Genomic DNA, 18,447 nt, shown 5'->3' with positions numbered 1-18,447 from the left:
CAAAGATTTGTAAATATGGAACGAGGAATGCCTTTGACAGCATTCCTCGCCACCTCGCGATATGAAAATTATATCAAAAAATAATCTTTTATAACACTATTATTCTGCTGTAACGTAAGCGCCGTCCTTAATAACAACAGCCTTAGGCTCCTTGTTAGGCTCGCCGCTTGCATCCCATGTCATAGTGTCTGATGTAAGACCTGAAGCTGTGATTGTAACGATTTTACCCTTAACTGCTTCGCAGAGATCGCTCACGCTCATATCAGGTGTAGCACCTGCCTCTTCAAGGCACTGCTTAATGATGTAAACTGCATCATAAGCATCTGCGCCGAACTGGTTAGGTGTCTCACCGTATTTTTCCTTGTAGTTCTTAACATAGTTAACTGTAAGATCATCTGTTGCATCAGCTGCGAAAGGTGTAAGAAGCATAAGCCCCTCTGCAAGTGATGTGTCGAAGTTCTCAACAGTAAGGATACCGTCCATACCATCTACACCGAAGAATGTGGGAGCATATCCCATTGTGTTAGCCTGTGTAAGGATGAGAGATGCCTCTGTGTAGTAGATAGGAAGGAACAGGAGCTCTGCGCCTGCGTCCTTGGCCTTCTGAAGCTGAACTGAGAAGTCTGTCTTGGAATCAGCTGTGAAAGCCTCAGCAGAAACTACGTCAAATCCCTGATTAACAGCTTCCTGTGCAAATGTCTGATAGATACCTGATGAATATACATCTGAGCTGTCGTAGATGATAGCTACCTTAGATGCAAGCTTGTGGCTTCCGATGTACTGTGCTGAAGCAAGTCCCTGGTTAGGATCTGAGAAGCATACACGGAAAACATTGTCATAAGCTACGCAGTCAGCAGCTGAAGCTGAAGGTGTAAGCTGGAACATATTGTCCTCATGTGTGTTCTCACTAACTGCGAGCGAACATGCACTTGTTGTTGAACCAACAAGGAACTGCATACCCCAGTCTTTAAGTGTGTTATAAGCGTTTACGGACTTCTCTGCGTTAAGCTCGTCGTCCTCACCCTTCATCTCAACCTGATATCCGTTGATACCACCGTTAGCATTGATCTCATTTACTGCAAGTTCTACCGAATTAACAACAGCAAGACCATATGCAGCAGCACCACCTGTAAGAGGTCCGATTGAACCGATTTTAAAAGTAGCTCCGCTTGCTGAACTCTCAGTAGCTGTGCCCTCTCCTGTAGATGCTGTGTTACCGCCTGCATTGCCGCCGCAACCTGCAATTGTTCCTGCAAGAAGTGCTGATGCTGCAAGTAAACTGATCACACTCTTCATCTTCTTCATAATTTGTCCTCCTCGTTTTTACGAATGTTACATATACTATGTTACGCAAATTAATAGTTGCTTATACATGTATACAATGTAATTAGTTAAAACTTTACAGTATTAAAGTAATTATGTCAACTACCATTTGGGCCGGCAGCGATTTACGAATCACCTTATCATGCCAACCGCTTCCTGAATTGAAGAAACTCCGATGATCTTAATATCCTTGAAAGCACTCTTAAGTTTTGCCTCTGCGGACTTTGGAACCAGGCAGGTCTTAAAGCCCAGTCTTGCTGCCTCTGACACTCTGATGTCAGGCATATTAACAGAGCGCACCTCTCCAGAGAGTCCGACTTCACCGAAGGCAATCACGTCATCCGGAATAGGTCTGTTGCGGAAACTCGATACAATTGCCATACACATCGAAAGGTCGAGTGCCGGCTCTATGAGCTTCATTCCACCTGCGAGGTTTATATAGCAATCGTATGATGAGAGTTCAAGTCCCACTCGTTTTTCGAGAACTGCCATAAGCAGGTTCACGCGGTTGTAATCGGTTCCGTTCGCCTGGCGCCTTGGGAAATTAAAATTGGTGTGACTTACCAGCGCCTGAATCTCTATAAGAATCGGTCTTGTTCCCTCGATGGAGCAGGTAACCACTGAACCGCTGGCATTTTCCGGCTTTCCTTCAAGCATGAACTCCGAAGGATTCTCGACTTCCGCAAGTCCTTCCTGCCTCATCTCGAATACACCTATCTCGTTTGTGGAGCCAAAGCGGTTTTTAACAGCTCTTAATATTCTGTATGAGGCATGTCTGTCACCCTCGAAGTAGAGCACGGTATCCACCATGTGCTCGAGGACTCTGGGACCTGCCACGGTTCCTTCCTTTGTCACATGTCCAACAATGAAAATCGAGACCCCAAGCTGCTTGGCAATACGCATAAGAACAGCCGTTGACTCCCTTACCTGGGATACGCTGCCGGGAGCAGAGCTTACGTTTTCATTGAACATCGTCTGAATTGAGTCGATAATGACGACATCCGGATTCTGCCTTCTGATGGTCTCCTCGATCGTTCCGAGATCTGTTTCGCACAGCAATGTCATATCGTCTGTGAACTCGCCAATTCTGTTGGCACGAAGTTTAATCTGCTGGAGCGATTCCTCTCCCGAAATGTAAAGAACTTTTCTCTTGTCAGCCGCAAGGAGCCTTGCTGTCTGAAGAAGCAGGGTTGATTTACCGATTCCGGGATCGCCGCCCACAAGTGTAAGGGAGCCCTTGACCAGGCCTCCTCCGAGAACTCTGTTAAGTTCACCTATGTGTGTATCAAATCTGTCCTCTTCATTAAGAGTGATCTCCGAAAGTTTCATAGGCTTATTCTGCGCCTCGCCGCTTCCTGCAATACCGCTAATGTTTCTCTTGGATGTTTTTCCTGTCACCGAGGGTTTTATCGTCTCCTCCACGAAGCTGTTCCACTCCTTACAGCCGGGACACTGCCCCATCCATTTTGCGGACTCATAACCGCAGCTCTGACAGAAGAATACTGTTTTTATCTTTGTTGCCATAATTTATTTCATTACCTTTTCTTTTATATTTGTATTTTTTATTGAAAAAAAGATGTTACTGCACTATCGTACTTAGGACTGATAAAAGCCAAAAAATTCTGGTGAGTATAAACCATCGGCTCTGTACTGGGGAATGAATGCGTCAGCCGCCATACATATACACCTATCGTTATGCATCCAACTATTATCAGCGGATATTTCAAAGAATTAAACCTCTTCCCCTGAACATATCGCTGATAAGCTCCTATTATCAGCACCACGATCCAAAACGGATACGAAGGATTGTACTGCATCGCCCTTATCGGATGGAGCGTGATGAAACTGATAAGTGCTCTCGTCATCCCGCACCCGGGGCATGGGAAGCCTGTCACAATCACCATGGGGCAGAAACGATGAAAAATCAATGTGACCGCAAACCATGCAAACACAATTACCAGTATCGGAAGGCCATTATGCCGGATATCATCTTTTATGCGATTTTTAATGAGTGCCAATTTTTCTCCCGGCATATAATATCCTTGCTTTCCATAGTTTTTGAAGTGCATCATAGTCTTCATTCTACACCAATCTTGTATCATATATAAAGAGGGCTGCATCGCAGCCCTCTTTCATATTTTATTTATGAATTTCTACTTTTGATGGAGCGTTTCCAAGCGGAACACTGAAGCTCAGCTTGCCTCCTACTCCTGTTTGCATCGGTCCGATATTTTTACCGTCCACAAGAATGTGGTAATCAGTATTCTCCTCCAGTCCGACTGTTATCTGTGCATCTCCCGGTCCTTCAACCTCAAAAGAAACACCGTCCTCCTTTTCCTTGAAGTGTGTAACCGTTGTTCCCGGAACTGATTCATATAGGAACATCTCATTCTGCTCAAGCTTGGTAATGTCCTTGAAGGTCTTAACCTTTAAAATATTGCCCTCATACTCGAAGTTATCGAGCTTTTTCTTCTCCGGCAACTCATAATTACCAAAGCTGAAGGTTCCATCAGCTTCCGTCCTCAGCAACTGCTCTACGACAGCCATTTTCTACCTCCTGTTTTGATTACTCCGGGCATCAGCGGCATTTGAGGAACTGCTGACGTCCTTTGTAATAGTACAAAATGTTTTTACTGATATAATTATAAAGCATCCGAATCAATAATTATATTAAATATTTATGAATCATTTGCTTTTCTTGGAGACAGTTTTCTTAGCCGGAGTTTTCCGGGCTGCAGTCTTCTTTGCGGGAGCCTTTTTTGCAGGAGTCTTTTTTGCAGCAGCCTTCTTAGCCGCGGGCTTCTCCGCATCCTTCTGCGTAAATACTACCTTTTCATCCTTAAGGCCGATCGTAACCTTGCTGTCGCGCTTAATCTTGCCCTTCAAAAGCTCCTCTGCCATCGCGTCCTCAATTACGGACTGAATGGCTCTCTTAAGAGGTCTCGCACCCATCTTGGCATCTGAGTACTTCTTTACAAGGAACTGCTTTACAGACTGTGACATCACAAGGTCGATGCCCAGCTGATCCTTGCATCTCTTGGAGAGATTCTTGCTAAGCAGGGTAACGATCTCCATCATTTCTTTCTCATTGAGAGGATGGAATACCATGATCTCATCGATACGGTTTATGAACTCGGGTTTGAAAAGTCGTTTAACCTCCTCCATAACCCCGCTCTTCATGTTTTCATAATCCTTCTTCTCATCGGAAGCGGTGTCGAAACCAAGTCTCTTGGGCTCAACGATTCTCTGGGCTCCGACGTTTGAAGTCATGATAAGGATCGTATTCTTGAAGCTCACCTTGCGTCCCTTGGCGTCAGTTATATGTCCGTCGTCAAGCACCTGCAGCAGCACATTGAAGATGTCAGGGTGTGCCTTTTCTATCTCATCAAAGAGGATTACGGAATAGGGATGGCGTCTGACCTTCTCTGAAAGCTGGCCGCCCTCGTCATAACCCACATATCCCGGAGGTGAACCGATCATCTTGGATACGGAATGACCTTCCATGTACTCCGACATATCAACTCTTATAAGAGCGTTCTCGTCGCCGAACATCGCCTCAGCAAGAGCCTTTGACAGCTCTGTCTTACCTACACCGGTGGGTCCCAGGAAAAGGAAGGAACCTATAGGTCTGTTGGGATCCTGAAGGCCTACCCTGCCTCTTCTGATTGCCTTGGAAACCGCAACAACTGCGTCCTCCTGGCCGATGACTCTCTCGTGAAGGATTTTCTCAAGCTTGAGGAGTCTCTCGGATTCCTTCTCCGCAATCTTCTTAACCGGAATCTTGGTCCACATAGCAACAACTTCCGCGATGTCATTCTCGGTAACGATGTAGTCGGAATCCTTCTCTCTCTTGTTCTCAGCGTTCTTCTTGCGGTTGTACTTCTTGATAAGGGCTTCCTGTTTGCGATGCACTTCTCCCGCACCTGCAAAATCCTCTTTTGCCAGAAGATTCTCAACCTCAGAATCCATCTCCCTAATCTGCTGCTCCATCTCACGGATGCCCGAAGGAGCTCCGGTTAAGCGAAGCCTTACTGCGGAAGAAGCCTCATCTATAAGGTCGATGGCCTTATCCGGAAGGTTTCTGTCATTTATGTAACGGCTGCTGAGATCAACCGCTGCCTGAATTGCTTCAGGTGTAATTTTCACATGATGATGCTCTTCGTACTTGCCCACAATTCCGTTGAGGATTGCAAGAGATTCGTCTCTGTCGGGTTCCTCGACGTTTACGGGCTGGAAACGTCTCTCAAGAGCGGCATCCTTCTCCACATACTTGCGGTACTCAGTGATGGTGGTCGCACCGATCATCTGGATCTCGCCTCTCGCAAGTGAAGGCTTTAAGATATTGGATGCGTCGATAGCACCCTCAGCACCACCCGCACCGATAAGTGTATGCATCTCGTCAACAAAAAGGATGATGTTGCCGTCATCGATAACTTCGCGAATAACTCTCTTGATTCTCTCCTCGAATTCTCCTCTGTACTTTGAACCTGCGATCATTCCTGAAAGATCCAGTGTCAGAAGACGCTTATTCTGTACTGTAAAGGGAACATCTCCTGCCACAATTCTCTGGGCAAGTCCCTCAACCACTGCCGTTTTTCCTACACCGGGCTCACCGATAAGGCAGGGATTATTCTTGGTTCTGCGGCTGAGTATCTGGATCACGCGCTGAATCTCATTATTTCTTCCGATGATGGGATCAAGCTTGTTATCTGCTGCGAGTGCTGTAAGATCGCGGCTGTACTGCTCAAGGGTTGATGCCTTTTTCTTGGAATTGTTTTTCCTTCCGAGGTCTTCTTTTACCAGATTGGCGTCCTCACCCATTGCTGCCAGCGTCTCCGCATATATCTTCTGGATAGACACATTCATGGTACCGATAAGGCGCACTGCAACGTTCTCGCCTTCCTTAATAAGTGCGAGAAGGATGTGCTCTGTACCGATTCTGTCTGCATGGAATCTGTCCGCCTGTCTCTCGGCCTCCTCCAGAACGTTCTCGGCTCTGGGTGAAAAGCCCTCCTTATCAAGAAGCGTCAGATTGCCGCCCTCAACGATCAGGTCCCTTATGATGTCCATCATCTTATCTTCATTGATGCCGTTATCGATAAGGATTCTGGAAGCCACACAGCCTCCGGTTTTTATAAGTCCTATGAGAAGATGTTCGGTACCCACATAGTTGAGCTTTAAGGTTCTCGCTGTCTTCCTTGCGAGCTTGAGCGCTTCCTGGGCCTTCTCTGTATATTCTTTATTCAAGTAAACTCCTTCCTGTTACCTGTATCAGGGTTCTCTTATGAAAAAATGCCCCGTGGGTAACCTGTTCAAGTATTATTTCTTAGAATTGTTTGATGAGATATTCATCACTCATACTGCTCGTAGATGCTGTCAACGAGCTCGTGAATCTCATTCCTGGTGACGCCCTTGCACATGGCCCTCGCCAGAACGACGCTTAGCATGTCATGCGCCTCATCCAGTGCCTCAAGCTTGTTCAAGTCGATTGCAATGATGGCACCTCTTCTTCTGTCAATCTTGACGAATCCCTCCTGCTGCAATATGGAATACGCCTTATTGACGGTATGCATATTAATACCAATCATCTCAGCAAGCTGTCTCACACTGGGGAGCTGCTCACCCTCCCTGAACTGAGACGTGGCAATTCCCATAATAATCTGATTGCACAGCTGTACATATATCGCTTCATCACTGTTAAAATCAATCTGGATTACCATTTTCGCCTCCTTTTCTGTGATACATCTAGTATAACAAAGAGGAATTTAAAGTCAATAGAAGTAATTTCCTAAATACAACAAAAAAACCGCACGGCGCGCCGTGCGGTAAAAGAATACTTCGTGTAATTAGTACCTCGTTAAGTATTTAGGGTTTGTCATCATCATCCAGATCAAGGAATTCAAACTCGAAATCCTCATCATCAAGAAGGAAGTTACGAGAGCCTCTACCCTTATTATTGGGAGTGATGGTCTGTCCCGGTTTAGGTTGCTCTGCACGCTCACGTGAAGGTGCGGGACGCTCCGGCTTTACTTCAGAAGCCGTTCTTCCTGACGGTCTGTCGGGTGTAAGAAGAGAAGCTGCGGAACCCATAGGTGCGCTCTTTCTGGGAGCTGAAGGGCTTACTGTTCTCTTGCTGTCAGCTACTGTTCTGCCGTTGCTGCCGCGATCTGTTTCACCTCTGTCAAAGAACTTCTTAGCGGGTTTCTGGGACGGAATATCGTCATACTTGTGCTTCTTCTGAGCTGTTCCCTCATCCTCTTCATCTTCGTAGTACATGTAATCACGAAGCTTGTAGATGAGAAGAAGAACTCCGAGAACCAGAATAGCAATTACAATTGCCATACCGATAAGGGCACCCTTGAGCTTCTTAACCTGTGCCTCAAGTGCCTTGGACTGCTGTCCTGCCTTAGCATAATCAAGAAGGTCGCTAAGCTTAACCTGTGTTCCTTCAACATTATCATAGAGGTACCAAACTTCGGTGCCTGTTCCGTCATCCTTATATGCAAGTGAAAACTCGCCGTTTCCTACAACTGCAGGCTCTGCTGCGGGCTGCTCTACAGGCTGTTCTCCCTCTACGGGAGCTGCTTCTGCACCTTCAGGTGCTGCTTCGCCCTCTGCAGGCTGCTCACCATCTGCTGGAGCTGCCTCGCCTCCGTCAGCTGCTGCCGGAGCACCTATCTGAAGAAGGTCTGAACGAACAAAACCTGTTCTTCCGCTGGTTCCAAACTGTATCTGGTACCATTTATTATTGTCAGTTCCTGTAGCCTCACCGGTTACGGTAACTGCATCGCCGTTCTTAACTGTTCCTACTGAGCTGTATCCTGTACCTGCTCCGCTTCTGACATTTGCACTAGCAACAGTAATTGTAGCTGTCTGTGCATCTACAGCTGTAACCTGAGTCTCAGGCTGAGCTGCTGTTGAAGTTGCAGCATCAGTACTCGGTGTTGCTCCTTCCTTGGAAACCAGGTCACTTCTTACATATCCGAATTCAGTATCGTTAATGTATATTCTGTACCATACATATCCCTGAGAATCAGTAGTCTCATCAACGATATCAACCTTGTCCCCAGAATCAAGACTTGATACCTGTGAAGATGACGTACTCGCCTCGGATCTGACCTTAACATTGGATGAGGTTATGGTTCCTGTGGCAGCGAGTGCTGATATCGGCATGCTAAGCGCCAACGCCCCTGCCGTCAGAACGGAAGCTGCACTAATCATCACATTTCCAATTCTATTCCTAAACATACTTTTCTACCTCCGGTAACAAGTGCAGATCTCCTGCACATAATTATTCAATTCAAATATCGAAAAACTCAATATTTGGTGTCATTATAACACATAACCACTACATTTACAGCCTATTTGTAATATTTTTGAAATATTTTGCTGGTTTCATTTAAATCCCCTCATCCGGCACTTCGTGCCACCTTCCCCCGTAGGGGGAAGGCATTTGTTATATTTGTAAAACAAAAAAAGAATTTATACCGATTTCTTTGAACAACGTGAAATGGGGTATAAATTCTTTTTGAGTTTTTACAAATCACTCCGCAGACGAAAACGCAAATTTACGTCACCTATACCGCGGGCGGCCCACTAATCAAGCCTCGTCTATGGCTTTTCCGATGTCGTGGCGCATGTACTTGTTATCGAAGTTAACCCACTCGGTTGCTTCGTAGGCTTTCTTTCTGGCCTCGGCAAGAGTATCTCCCTTAGCAGTTATGCCGAGAACTCGTCCGCCGTTTGTCACAATTTTGCTGTTCTCATCGAACTTCGTTCCGGCATGGAAGCAGTAGTAACCATCCTTGCCCTTGAAGTTCTCAAGGCCTGTGATCTCCTTACCCTTCTCATAGCTTACAGGGTAGCCGTCGGATGCAAGAACCACGCAAACTGCTGCCTTGTCCTCAAACTTAAGATCAAGCTGATCGAGAGTTCCATCGATAACTGCCTCGCAAACCTCAATCATATCAGTCTCTAATCTCGGCAGCACAACCTGAGCCTCGGGATCACCGAATCTTGCGTTGTACTCGAGAACCTTGGGGCCGTCCTCGGTGAGCATAAGTCCGAAGAAAATAACTCCCTTGAACTCTCTGCCCTCTTCTCTCATGGCATCAACAGTTTTCTGGTAGATGTGTTCCTTGCAGAACTTATCAACCTCCTCCGTATAGAAGGGGCTGGGTGAAAAGTTGCCCATTCCGCCTGTGTTAAGACCTGTGTCGCCATCTCCTGCCCTCTTGTGATCCTGAGCAGAACTCATAAGTTTGATTGTCTTACCGTCAACAAATGAAAGGACTGAAACCTCACGTCCTGTCATGAATTCCTCAATAACCATACGGTTTCCGGCATCACCGAACTTCTTGGTCTCCATGATCTCGCGAACACCGGCCTCTGCATCCTCTTTTGTCTCACAGATGAGAACGCCCTTTCCGAGTGCAAGACCGTCAGCCTTAAGTACGATGGGGAACTTTGCGCTCTGTAAATACTCAAGCGCTTTTTCCGGATCATCAAAAGTCTCGTAAGCAGCTGTGGGGATGTCATATTTCTTCATAAGGTCCTTGGAAAAAGCTTTGCTTCCTTCAAGAATTGCTGCATTTTTCCTGGGTCCGAATACTCTGAGGCCCTCTGCCTCGAAAGCATCAACGATTCCGCCAACAAGCGGATCGTCCATTCCTACTATAGTAAGGTCGATCTGCATGTTCTTGGCAAATCTTACAAGTTTGTCGAACTCCATGGGTGAAATGGAAACACACTCAGCAAGTTCTGCGATTCCGGCATTACCGGGTGCACAGTAGAGTTTATCAAGGTGTTTACTTCTTGAAACTGCTTCAGCTATAGCGTGCTCACGGCCGCCTCCGCCAACTATTAATACATTCATATTCTCCTCCTATAACCCTCATCCGGCACTTCGTGCCACCTTCCCCCAAAGGGGGAAGGCTACTATATTGTATCCGGGTCGTAACCTTCTATAACAACCTTACCGTCAACCACCTTCACCTTACCGTTCGCAATAAGGTCGATAGCTTTGGGTAGAATCTTCCATTCTGCCTGCTCCATTATGCGCTGCTGCAAAGTTTTCGCTGTATCGTCAGGTCTTATCATGACAGGTTTCTGCAGGATGATCGGGCCTGTGTCGGTACCTTCGTCAACAAAGTGAACCGTTGCTCCTGAAACCCTGACGCCGCGCTCGAGCGCTTTTTCATGAACCTTCAGACCGTAGAAACCGGTTCCGCAAAATGACGGAATGAGCGAAGGATGGATGTTGATTATCCTGCCGCTAAATGCCTTGACGATCTTCTCGGGTATCACCACAAGGCAGCCCGCAAGAACGATAAGATCAGGATTCTCTGAAATCAGAAGATTGTAAAAAGCTTCATTAAAAGCATCTCTGTTCTCAAATTCCTTCGGAACAAGAACCTCGGTTTTTATTCCGTGCTTTGCTGCTCTCTCGAGAGCGTAGGCATTTCGGTTATTTGAGAAAACCATGCCAATTTTAGTATTTGTAATCTTGCCGCTCTCCACAGCATCAATTATCGCCTGAAGATTGGTTCCGCCGCCGGAAACAAGGACTGCAATGTTTAGCATATCTCCACTCCCTTGTCGCCTGCTTCTACAGATCCAACGATCCATGCCTTCTCGCCTGAAGCCTTGATTGCCTCAAGGGTCTTGTCAGCATCTGCAGGATCTACAGCGATAACCATTCCAAGTCCGCAGTTGAAGGTATTGAACATCATCTTCTCCTCAAGATTGCCTGTCTTCTGCATAAGCTTGAAGATAGCGGGAACCTCGTAGCTGTCCTTCTTCACTACTGCCTTGCAGCCATCGGGAAGCATTCTCGGGATGTTTTCATAAAAACCGCCGCCTGTGATGTGGCTGCAGCCCTTAACCTTAACGCCTGCATTTTTAATGCTCTTGAGCATCTTCACATAAATCTTGGTAGGTGCAAGAAGCGCCTCGCCGAGTGTACATCCGAGCTCATCGTAGTACTTCTCAAGGCTCTCCTTAGTCATGTCAAATACTTTTCTTACAAGTGAAAAGCCGTTGGAATGAACGCCACTTGAAGCTACGCCGATAAGTGTATCGCCGGCTTTAATGGTGCTACCGTCGATCATGTCCTCTCTGTCTACAACGCCAACTGCAAAGCCTGCCACGTCATACTCATCCTCGGGCATAAGTCCCGGATGCTCAGCTGTCTCACCGCCTATTAGTGCACACTCAGACTGCTTGCAGCCCTCAGCAACACCCTTAACGATTGCTGCGATTTTCTCCGGATAGTTCTTGCCGCAAGCGATGTAATCAAGGAAGAACAGCGGCTCACCACCCGCGCAGATAACATCATTTACACACATTGCAACAGCATCGATTCCGATGGTGTCGTGCTTATCAAGAAGAAATGCAAGTTTTATCTTTGTTCCAACTCCGTCGGTTCCGGATAAGAGTACCGGATCCTTCATATTCTTAATGTTTGCAAGGGAAAAGGCTCCTGAAAAGCCACCAAGGCCGCCAAGGACTTCGGGTCTCATGGTCTCCTTTACATAGCCCTTAATCATCTCAACAGACTTGTAGCCTGCTTCGATATCGACACCTGCGTTTTTGTAGTTAAGCTCTGACATGTTTTCCTCCGTATATATTAATAGTTCTGGTATCCAACCTCCTGAAGGTGTGCGTCCTTTGCGACAACCGCTTCCTTCAGGCCTTTTGAATAGTCCTTAAGTTTTCCCAAAAGCTCTGCATCACTTGTTGCAAGAATCTTCGCAGCAAGAAGACCGGCATTTACACCGCCATTAATAGCCACAGTAGCAACCGGAATGCCTGAAGGCATCTGTACAATACTGTAGAGCGAATCTCTTCCACCTAATGAAGTTGTATGCATGGGAATTCCGATAACAGGCATAGGAAAAATTGCGGCGCACATACCAGGAAGATGTGCTGCCATTCCTGCTCCGGCAATGATGACTTTAAAACCTTTATCTTCTGCGCTCTTCGCATATTCGAAGAACTCTTCGGGCTCACGATGTGCTGAAATAATATTCATCTCATACGAGATTCCCAGCTCATCAAGCACCCCTGCTGCCTTGGCCATGACCGGCATATCCGAGTCAGAGCCCATAACGATCCCAACTTGTGCCATATCTCTCCTCCAAATAAAATGGTACAAAAAATTAAAAACGTAACCACGGAAATCCTACCATAAGATGTACTGTATAATCAACTATGAGAATGCGCTAAACTTTCCGTTTTTAAAATGGTTTTCTTGAGCTTTTTTTCCAATAAACGATAGCTCCCCAAATGCTCAAGAAAAGATTTCTCGTCTCCGTCTTCTATATCCCTCTCCATTGATAGAGCAAGCTCTGCAAGCTGCACTGCTCCGATCAGCCTTGCGGCGTCCTTGGCAGCGCGCACACCGGGCAGAAGTACCGACACTTCCTGAAAGGTGAGCATCTTTTCAGCCCAGTCGAAGGTGCTGTTCTTTGAATACTCGTATAAAACCTCCGTATAAAAAGAAAAGTCGTTCAAAAAATACTGCATCGGCCCTTCGATATCTATACCTTTTATTTTCTTTGAAAATTTCCTCCATTCATCCTTTTCGCCATCGCATCCGATGATGCCGTATTTCATAAAAATGGCTCTGACATCCTTAGAAGGTATCGGTTTTTTCAGGTACTCGGAAAAACCGGCTTCCTTATAAATATCTCCGTCAGCTGCGGAATCGTTTGCGGTTACCATGACTACAGGCGTGGAGGGACACAGCTTTTCCTTCTTAATAATCGCCATGGCCTCAAGTCCATCCATCACCGGCATTAGATGATCCATGAAAATAAGGTCAAAGGTTTCGCGGCGCACCAAATCGACCGCTTCCTTTCCATTGGAAGCAGTCATCGAATCCACTCCAAACATTCCTACGATTTCTGCAAGGAGCTCAGCATTCATTTCGGCGTCATCAACAATCAAAACCTTAGCCATTATTTCTGGTTTCTCCAAGCATGTACAAAAGTCCGAAGGCCGCACTTCCATGGATAGCTGCCATGGATGCGGATTCTTTCTGAACAATTATCTCTTCAAAGGACATTATATTGTTTACCCATTTCTTGATCTCCTCAATCTCCGCGGATGAAAGATCGCTATGGGTTATAAACAGTCTTCTTCTGTCAATAGGTGCAAACTTGGTCAGCTGATCCTCAATGTAGGCTTTGCGGCATTTTGTCACAGAGCCCATCATCATTCTTCCCAGGCTGCCTCTGCCGTCACGGAAGAGAACCGCCGGCTTAAGCATAAAGAGTCTGCTGAAACCTCCGACTTTTCTTTTGATTCTTCCCATCCTGATAAGGTAATCGATATTGTCGATAAGGAAGCTGGTGTGTATACGTTTCTTTATAATATTAAGCTGCTCTACGCAATCCTGAACGCTTTTCCCCTCCCTGGCAAGACGTATTGCCTCAAACACAAGAAGTCCTATACCACTGGATAGACTCTCGGAATCAATCACAGTGACCTTATCAAAAGAAGCTGCAGCCTCTTTTGCCACATGATATGCTCCACCGGCTTTTCCCGACATACTGATATGGATGATATTCTCAGCATCCGAAAGATGCGAAGCAAAGAAATCCTCATACTCCTGAATAGACGGAACATCCACAAAGAGCTTATCTGCTCCGCCCTCTTTCATGTACTTCAAGACGCCATCGGTCTCAGCCTCAACTCCGTCAAGGAACAGTCCGTTCTGCGTCCTGATATAGAGCGGAATAATAGGAATTCTGAGCTCAGATATCATTTCTTTAGGTATATCAACAGCACTTTCTGTCGTTATCAAAATCGGAAGCTTCTCTCTGGTTGAAAGGAGCTTTTGATCCTCCGGATCAATATAAGTGGGAGTTATCCTGTGAACCTTATCTCCCGGAAGCACGCGAAGCAGTGTATTTTCAAGCATTTCTCCGGAGATCGGTTTTAGCAGGTAGCCGTCAAAGCCCGCTGCTCTGTACATCGCCTGATCATCGGCCGACGAATGCGCTGTCAGAACAATGACAGGCGTCTCTCTGTTCAGACCACCAATCTGAGAGCGTATCTGGCGAAGACTCTCCACTCCGTCCATCTCGGGCATCTCGATATCCATAAAAATACAATCATATTCTGCATCATTACATCTTGAAAGACATTCTGCGCCGCTCTCTGCCTGGTCGATAACCATTTTGGTATCCTTCAGGAGTTTGACGGTGACGATTCTGTTCATCATGTTGTCATCGACAACAAGAATCCTGCAGGCGGGAGCCTCGAAGCTCTGTCTGTAGAACTGCCCCATTTCGCGCTTTTTAAGAGTTTCTAGCGCCATCTCACCTATGGGCTCATCCCTAACAATTTCCTGTGGAATCGATACGGTAAAGGTCGAACCCTTTGTATAGATACTGTTGACCTGTATCTCACCGTTCATCTGCTCCGTCAGCTGTTTTACAATCGCAAGGCCAAGTCCCGTACCTGAAATGCCCTTGGTCTGCTCGACATTTATTCTCTTGAACTCATCAAACAGATATGGCATGTTATCTCTCTTGATACCCATACCTGTATCTTCTACTGAAAAGATGATAGATATCTGCTTGTTCTGAAGCGGTTTCCATTTTACGGAAATCTTAACGCTTCCTTCATTCGTAAACTTGATGGCATTGCTAAGGAGATTGATAAGAATCTGCTCTATTCTCATGTCATCTCCGATAAGTTTTCTGGGGATTGTCTTGTCCACGTCAACGTAAAGGGCAAGCCCTTTTCTCGAAGCGCTCTCCCATACCATATTGACTGTCTCGGACAACATTCCGGCAAGGTCATATTCCGCAGGAACAATCTCCATTTTTCCGGATTCAAGCTTATTCATATCCAGAACGTCATTTATAAGAGATAGCATGAGTCTGCTGGCGCTCTTGATATTCTCGGCGTTCTCCGCTATCTCATCGTTGTTTGCACTTCTAAGGATCAGCTCATTGAATCCAAGAATTGAATCTATGGGCGTTCTGAGCTCGTGGCTGACATTCGAAAAGAATTTGTTCCTTGTCTGGGACAGTTCTTCGATTTCCTTCTTCTGCTGCTGGATAAGATCATTTTCCGATTGGTAAACCTGATTCTGGAAAAGAACTATTATCGTAATCAGGAAACTCACAAGCACAACACTTGCAAAGGAATCAAGGTGCGCCATCTCCAGCGTATGCTGCGCCACCTTTTCGGGAAATGTGTAAGCGATATAGTAGGAGATACCGGTCATGATCGCACCGACTACAAGAAGGACATATTTTCTTCTGCCTTCAACCGTAATTCCTATATATGCAAAGCCGAATACGAACCATATCGGGGATCCACCATAGATTCCGCCTCCGTATATGAATGCTGCCGGAAGCATTATAACCACAAGCACCACAGCTATTATGGTAGCTCCGGTCTGCACTCTGCGCTTTTTTTTGGAAATGACAACTATTGCTATAAATGCTATAAGGCAAAGCGAAATAATGAATGTGTTTTTTATGTCATCCTCAACAAAGATGCCTATAAAAATAAGGAGGAACATGGAAAACAGACCGATCACCGGAATAACCGTGAATAGTCTCTCTTGAAGTGTCTTGTTATGATCACTTGCAGCTTTGAACAAGCGCTTTAAAATCATGATGCATTACCTCCGTAAACACGAATAATATCGTCTTTTACAGCGCCTATCTGTCGTTTTAAATCCTCGTGGTTTGCAATAATATATGCCTCCCACTTATCCTTTGCAGCCCTCTCAATCTCTCCCGCTTTTCTGGAAAGATCGTCTGCGCCGATTATTCTTGAAGACAACTTAAGTCCCGAGAGCTTTATACTGTAATTCTCCCAGTCTCTCGCGTCATAGAGTTCCTGCGCCTCACCGGCAATCGCGTCTGCTTCCCTGGCAAATTCAAGCAGTACTTCCTCATAAAAATCGCTGCTTCCGCGGCAGATTCTTACACCCTGTTCGGTATTTAAAGTAACAAGTTCACTGCTTCTGCTAATGCCTGATCCGCCCTCTGCCTGTACCACTTCCTCATCATCTCTCTCAACGGTGACATACTCCCACATCGTTGAAGGAAGCAGCTTTTTAAGGATTCTCTCAAGCTCCGATATCTCAATGGGCTTTGCAAGAAATTCATCAAACCCCTCCTTCATGAACATTTCTCTGACGCCACTCACGGCATTTGCGGTAAACGCAATAATTGCGGTGTGATCGTCGGGGCCAAGGTTATGTCTTATCATCTTCATAGCCTCAACGCCGTCAACTTCGGGCATCATATGATCCATAAAAATGACATCATAGCTCTTTTTCTCACACAGATGTACAGCTTCCATTCCGCTTAGCACAACATCCGCGTCCATTCCGTACCCGGCGAGAATTCCCTTCGCAACAAGCAGGTTCATCTCCTCATCATCAACAACCAGCGCATTTACGCCGTTGAATACAAGCTTCTTTCCACTGGTCTCGGGATCGAATTCCCAAACGGTCATCTTTCTGTTAACAGCATTTACAATTGAATGGCTGAAAATAGGCTTTCTGATAAAGGTAACCTTGCTGCCGGCAGGTATTCTGTAACCTCCCGAAACTGACACAATAACCGAAACGTCAGACTTCATATTTTCATAGAAATCCTTGTTCTCCTGATATTCTTCCTCTGCTATGAGGACATGAGTTATCTGATTTGCGGCGCACAGCTTCTTAAGCTCCTCAAATTCGGAAGCTCTGTGAATCGGAACCGACAAGCCTTTAAGAGTATGCATTATCATCGTGTTGTAGTACTCTCTGACTGCAGGGCTCTTATACTTATCGTTTCTAAGATAGCAGGCAAGCTCGAGTTTTTCGGGATGATCAAGGATAACGCTGGGCTTATCGTCCACAACCTTCTGGGGTATACTTACAGTCACCCTGGTGCCCTTTTTCACCTCGCTCTCAAGTCTCACGAAGCCGCCCATCTGCTTTACAAATCCGAACACGATTGAAAGACCGAGTCCAATACCCTCAGCCCTTCTGCTTCGTCCGGAATCTATCTGATACATTCCCTCTATAACTCGAAGTCTCTCATCATCCGTCATTCCGATACCTGTGTCCGTAACTTCGATACACAGATTAGCTCCGTACTCCTTTTTTCTTGCAAAAAGATGTAAATTTACGCAGCCGTTTTTATCAGTAAATTTCGCCGCATTTACCATGAGATGTCTTATGATTCTCTTTATTCTGCCAGCGTCTCCAATCATTCTCGCAGGGAGATTAACATCCATATCAATGACTATCTCACAGGTTCCGCTTCTGAAGGTTCGAAACTCTGTCGCTATGTCGTTAACTATGGAGGAAATACGGTACTCCTCTTCGGAGAGAAGGAGCGAGCCCGTATCTATCTCGGTGTAGTCCAGGATGTCCTCAATCCTTGAAAACAGTCTTTTACCTGCACTCTGAATTGCATTTAAATCGGCCTTCTTTTTTTCTTCCTTCTCATCTTCGAGCATAAGACCTGACAGACCGGTAACAACGTTTATGGGCGTTCTCAGTTCGTGTGAAATGTTCGCCATGAAGTCCTCGGACTTCTGCTTCATGTCATTTAGTTCCAACTCAAGGTCATCGGCCATTTTCTTGGAAATCGAGAACATTTCACAGATGTATCCGCCCACCCTGTCAGCCAGAATAACCGACAGGATATCCAGAATCAGTATCGAAACAGACAGGTCACTGAAATTCTCCATACCGGTCGCCATGAGAATCATGTGATAGGCAAAGAGCATTACATACATCATGAATAAAATCCTGAGCGCAGGCTTTTCCTCGGTAAGTGAGAACAAAAGCATCGCCAGAACTATTATTAGTGTGGAATTATAAAATTCGGAAATATGGGAACCATAAAAGAATGTAGATAGTGCCACGAAACCGGCAAAAACATATATCCTGAACTTATACTCGAACTGTCCGGACACATAAAGACTCCAGCAGATGACAGTTCCGATAAAGATAATCGGAACTGCCCAAAACTCCCATTTATTTAGTACTGATACCAAAGCGAGGCCAACAGAATACAAGCTATAGCAAAGCAGTATTACGATCTGTATACTCTTGCGTATTTCCTCATTCCGCTTGTTTCTGTCCATAAACTGCAC

14 protein-coding genes are annotated in these 18,447 nt (G+C 45.8%); all 14 read right to left on the bottom strand.

What is annotated here, in order from left to right; genetic code table 11:
* Positions 1-99: 99 nt before the first annotated feature.
* The 14 genes from G630_RS0119815 to G630_RS0119750 all read right to left on the bottom strand — a co-directional run bounded on the left by G630_RS0119815 (position 100) and on the right by G630_RS0119750 (position 18,438).
* Positions 100-1,296, bottom strand: coding sequence for an ABC transporter substrate-binding protein (locus G630_RS0119815; protein WP_026499567.1), 1,197 nt, complete (start codon positions 1,294-1,296; stop codon positions 100-102).
* Positions 1,297-1,455: 159 nt separating this feature from the next.
* Complete coding sequence (gene radA / locus G630_RS0119810; protein ID WP_026499566.1) at positions 1,456-2,847, bottom strand: DNA repair protein RadA; 1,392 nt, start codon at positions 2,845-2,847, stop codon at positions 1,456-1,458.
* A gap of 38 nt (positions 2,848-2,885) precedes the next feature.
* A complete protein-coding gene (locus tag G630_RS0119805; protein WP_196805838.1) occupies positions 2,886-3,425 on the bottom strand; it encodes a DUF2752 domain-containing protein in 540 nt (179 codons plus the stop codon).
* A gap of 37 nt (positions 3,426-3,462) precedes the next feature.
* A complete protein-coding gene (locus tag G630_RS0119800; protein ID WP_026499564.1) occupies positions 3,463-3,870 on the bottom strand; it encodes a hypothetical protein in 408 nt (135 codons plus the stop codon).
* Between the two features lie 138 nt (positions 3,871-4,008).
* Positions 4,009-6,570: an ATP-dependent Clp protease ATP-binding subunit gene (locus G630_RS0119795; protein WP_026499563.1), complete on the bottom strand. Its 2,562-nt coding sequence runs from the start codon at positions 6,568-6,570 to the stop codon at positions 4,009-4,011.
* A gap of 104 nt (positions 6,571-6,674) precedes the next feature.
* On the bottom strand, positions 6,675-7,043 hold the full coding sequence (locus tag G630_RS0119790; RefSeq protein WP_022763044.1) for a GntR family transcriptional regulator: 369 nt from the start codon (positions 7,041-7,043) through the stop codon (positions 6,675-6,677).
* Positions 7,044-7,188: 145 nt separating this feature from the next.
* Positions 7,189-8,571: an SH3 domain-containing protein gene (locus tag G630_RS0119785; protein ID WP_026499562.1), complete on the bottom strand. Its 1,383-nt coding sequence runs from the start codon at positions 8,569-8,571 to the stop codon at positions 7,189-7,191.
* Between the two features lie 352 nt (positions 8,572-8,923).
* Positions 8,924-10,198 carry a phosphoribosylamine--glycine ligase gene (gene purD, locus G630_RS0119780; RefSeq protein WP_022763046.1) on the bottom strand — a complete coding sequence of 425 codons (1,275 nt, stop codon included), beginning with the start codon at positions 10,196-10,198 and terminating at the stop codon, positions 8,924-8,926.
* 62 nt (positions 10,199-10,260) lie between these two features.
* Positions 10,261-10,905, bottom strand: coding sequence for a phosphoribosylglycinamide formyltransferase (gene purN / locus G630_RS0119775; RefSeq protein ID WP_022763047.1), 645 nt, complete (start codon positions 10,903-10,905; stop codon positions 10,261-10,263).
* Positions 10,899-11,933: a phosphoribosylformylglycinamidine cyclo-ligase gene (purM, locus tag G630_RS0119770; protein WP_022763048.1), complete on the bottom strand. Its 1,035-nt coding sequence runs from the start codon at positions 11,931-11,933 to the stop codon at positions 10,899-10,901. The genes purN and purM overlap by 7 nt, the downstream gene beginning before the upstream one ends.
* Positions 11,934-11,950: 17 nt before the next feature.
* On the bottom strand, positions 11,951-12,451 hold the full coding sequence (gene purE / locus G630_RS0119765) for a 5-(carboxyamino)imidazole ribonucleotide mutase (protein ID WP_022763049.1): 501 nt from the start codon (positions 12,449-12,451) through the stop codon (positions 11,951-11,953).
* Between the two features lie 77 nt (positions 12,452-12,528).
* Positions 12,529-13,284, bottom strand: a complete 756-nt coding sequence (locus tag G630_RS0119760; RefSeq protein WP_022763050.1) for a response regulator — start codon at positions 13,282-13,284, stop codon at positions 12,529-12,531.
* On the bottom strand, positions 13,277-15,961 hold the full coding sequence (locus G630_RS23095; RefSeq protein ID WP_022763051.1) for a DegV family protein: 2,685 nt from the start codon (positions 15,959-15,961) through the stop codon (positions 13,277-13,279). The genes G630_RS0119760 and G630_RS23095 overlap by 8 nt, the downstream gene beginning before the upstream one ends.
* Positions 15,958-18,438, bottom strand: a complete 2,481-nt coding sequence (locus G630_RS0119750) for a hybrid sensor histidine kinase/response regulator (protein ID WP_022763052.1) — start codon at positions 18,436-18,438, stop codon at positions 15,958-15,960. Before G630_RS0119750 ends, G630_RS23095 begins: the two co-directional genes overlap by 4 nt.
* Positions 18,439-18,447 lie beyond the last annotated feature (9 nt).

This window comes from Butyrivibrio sp. WCD2001, assembly GCF_000424485.1.
In the GTDB taxonomy this organism is placed as follows: Bacteria; Bacillota; Clostridia; order Lachnospirales; family Lachnospiraceae; genus Butyrivibrio.
Note: the sequence above shows the minus strand (reverse complement) of the source record. Positions and strands in the feature narration are given on the sequence as shown.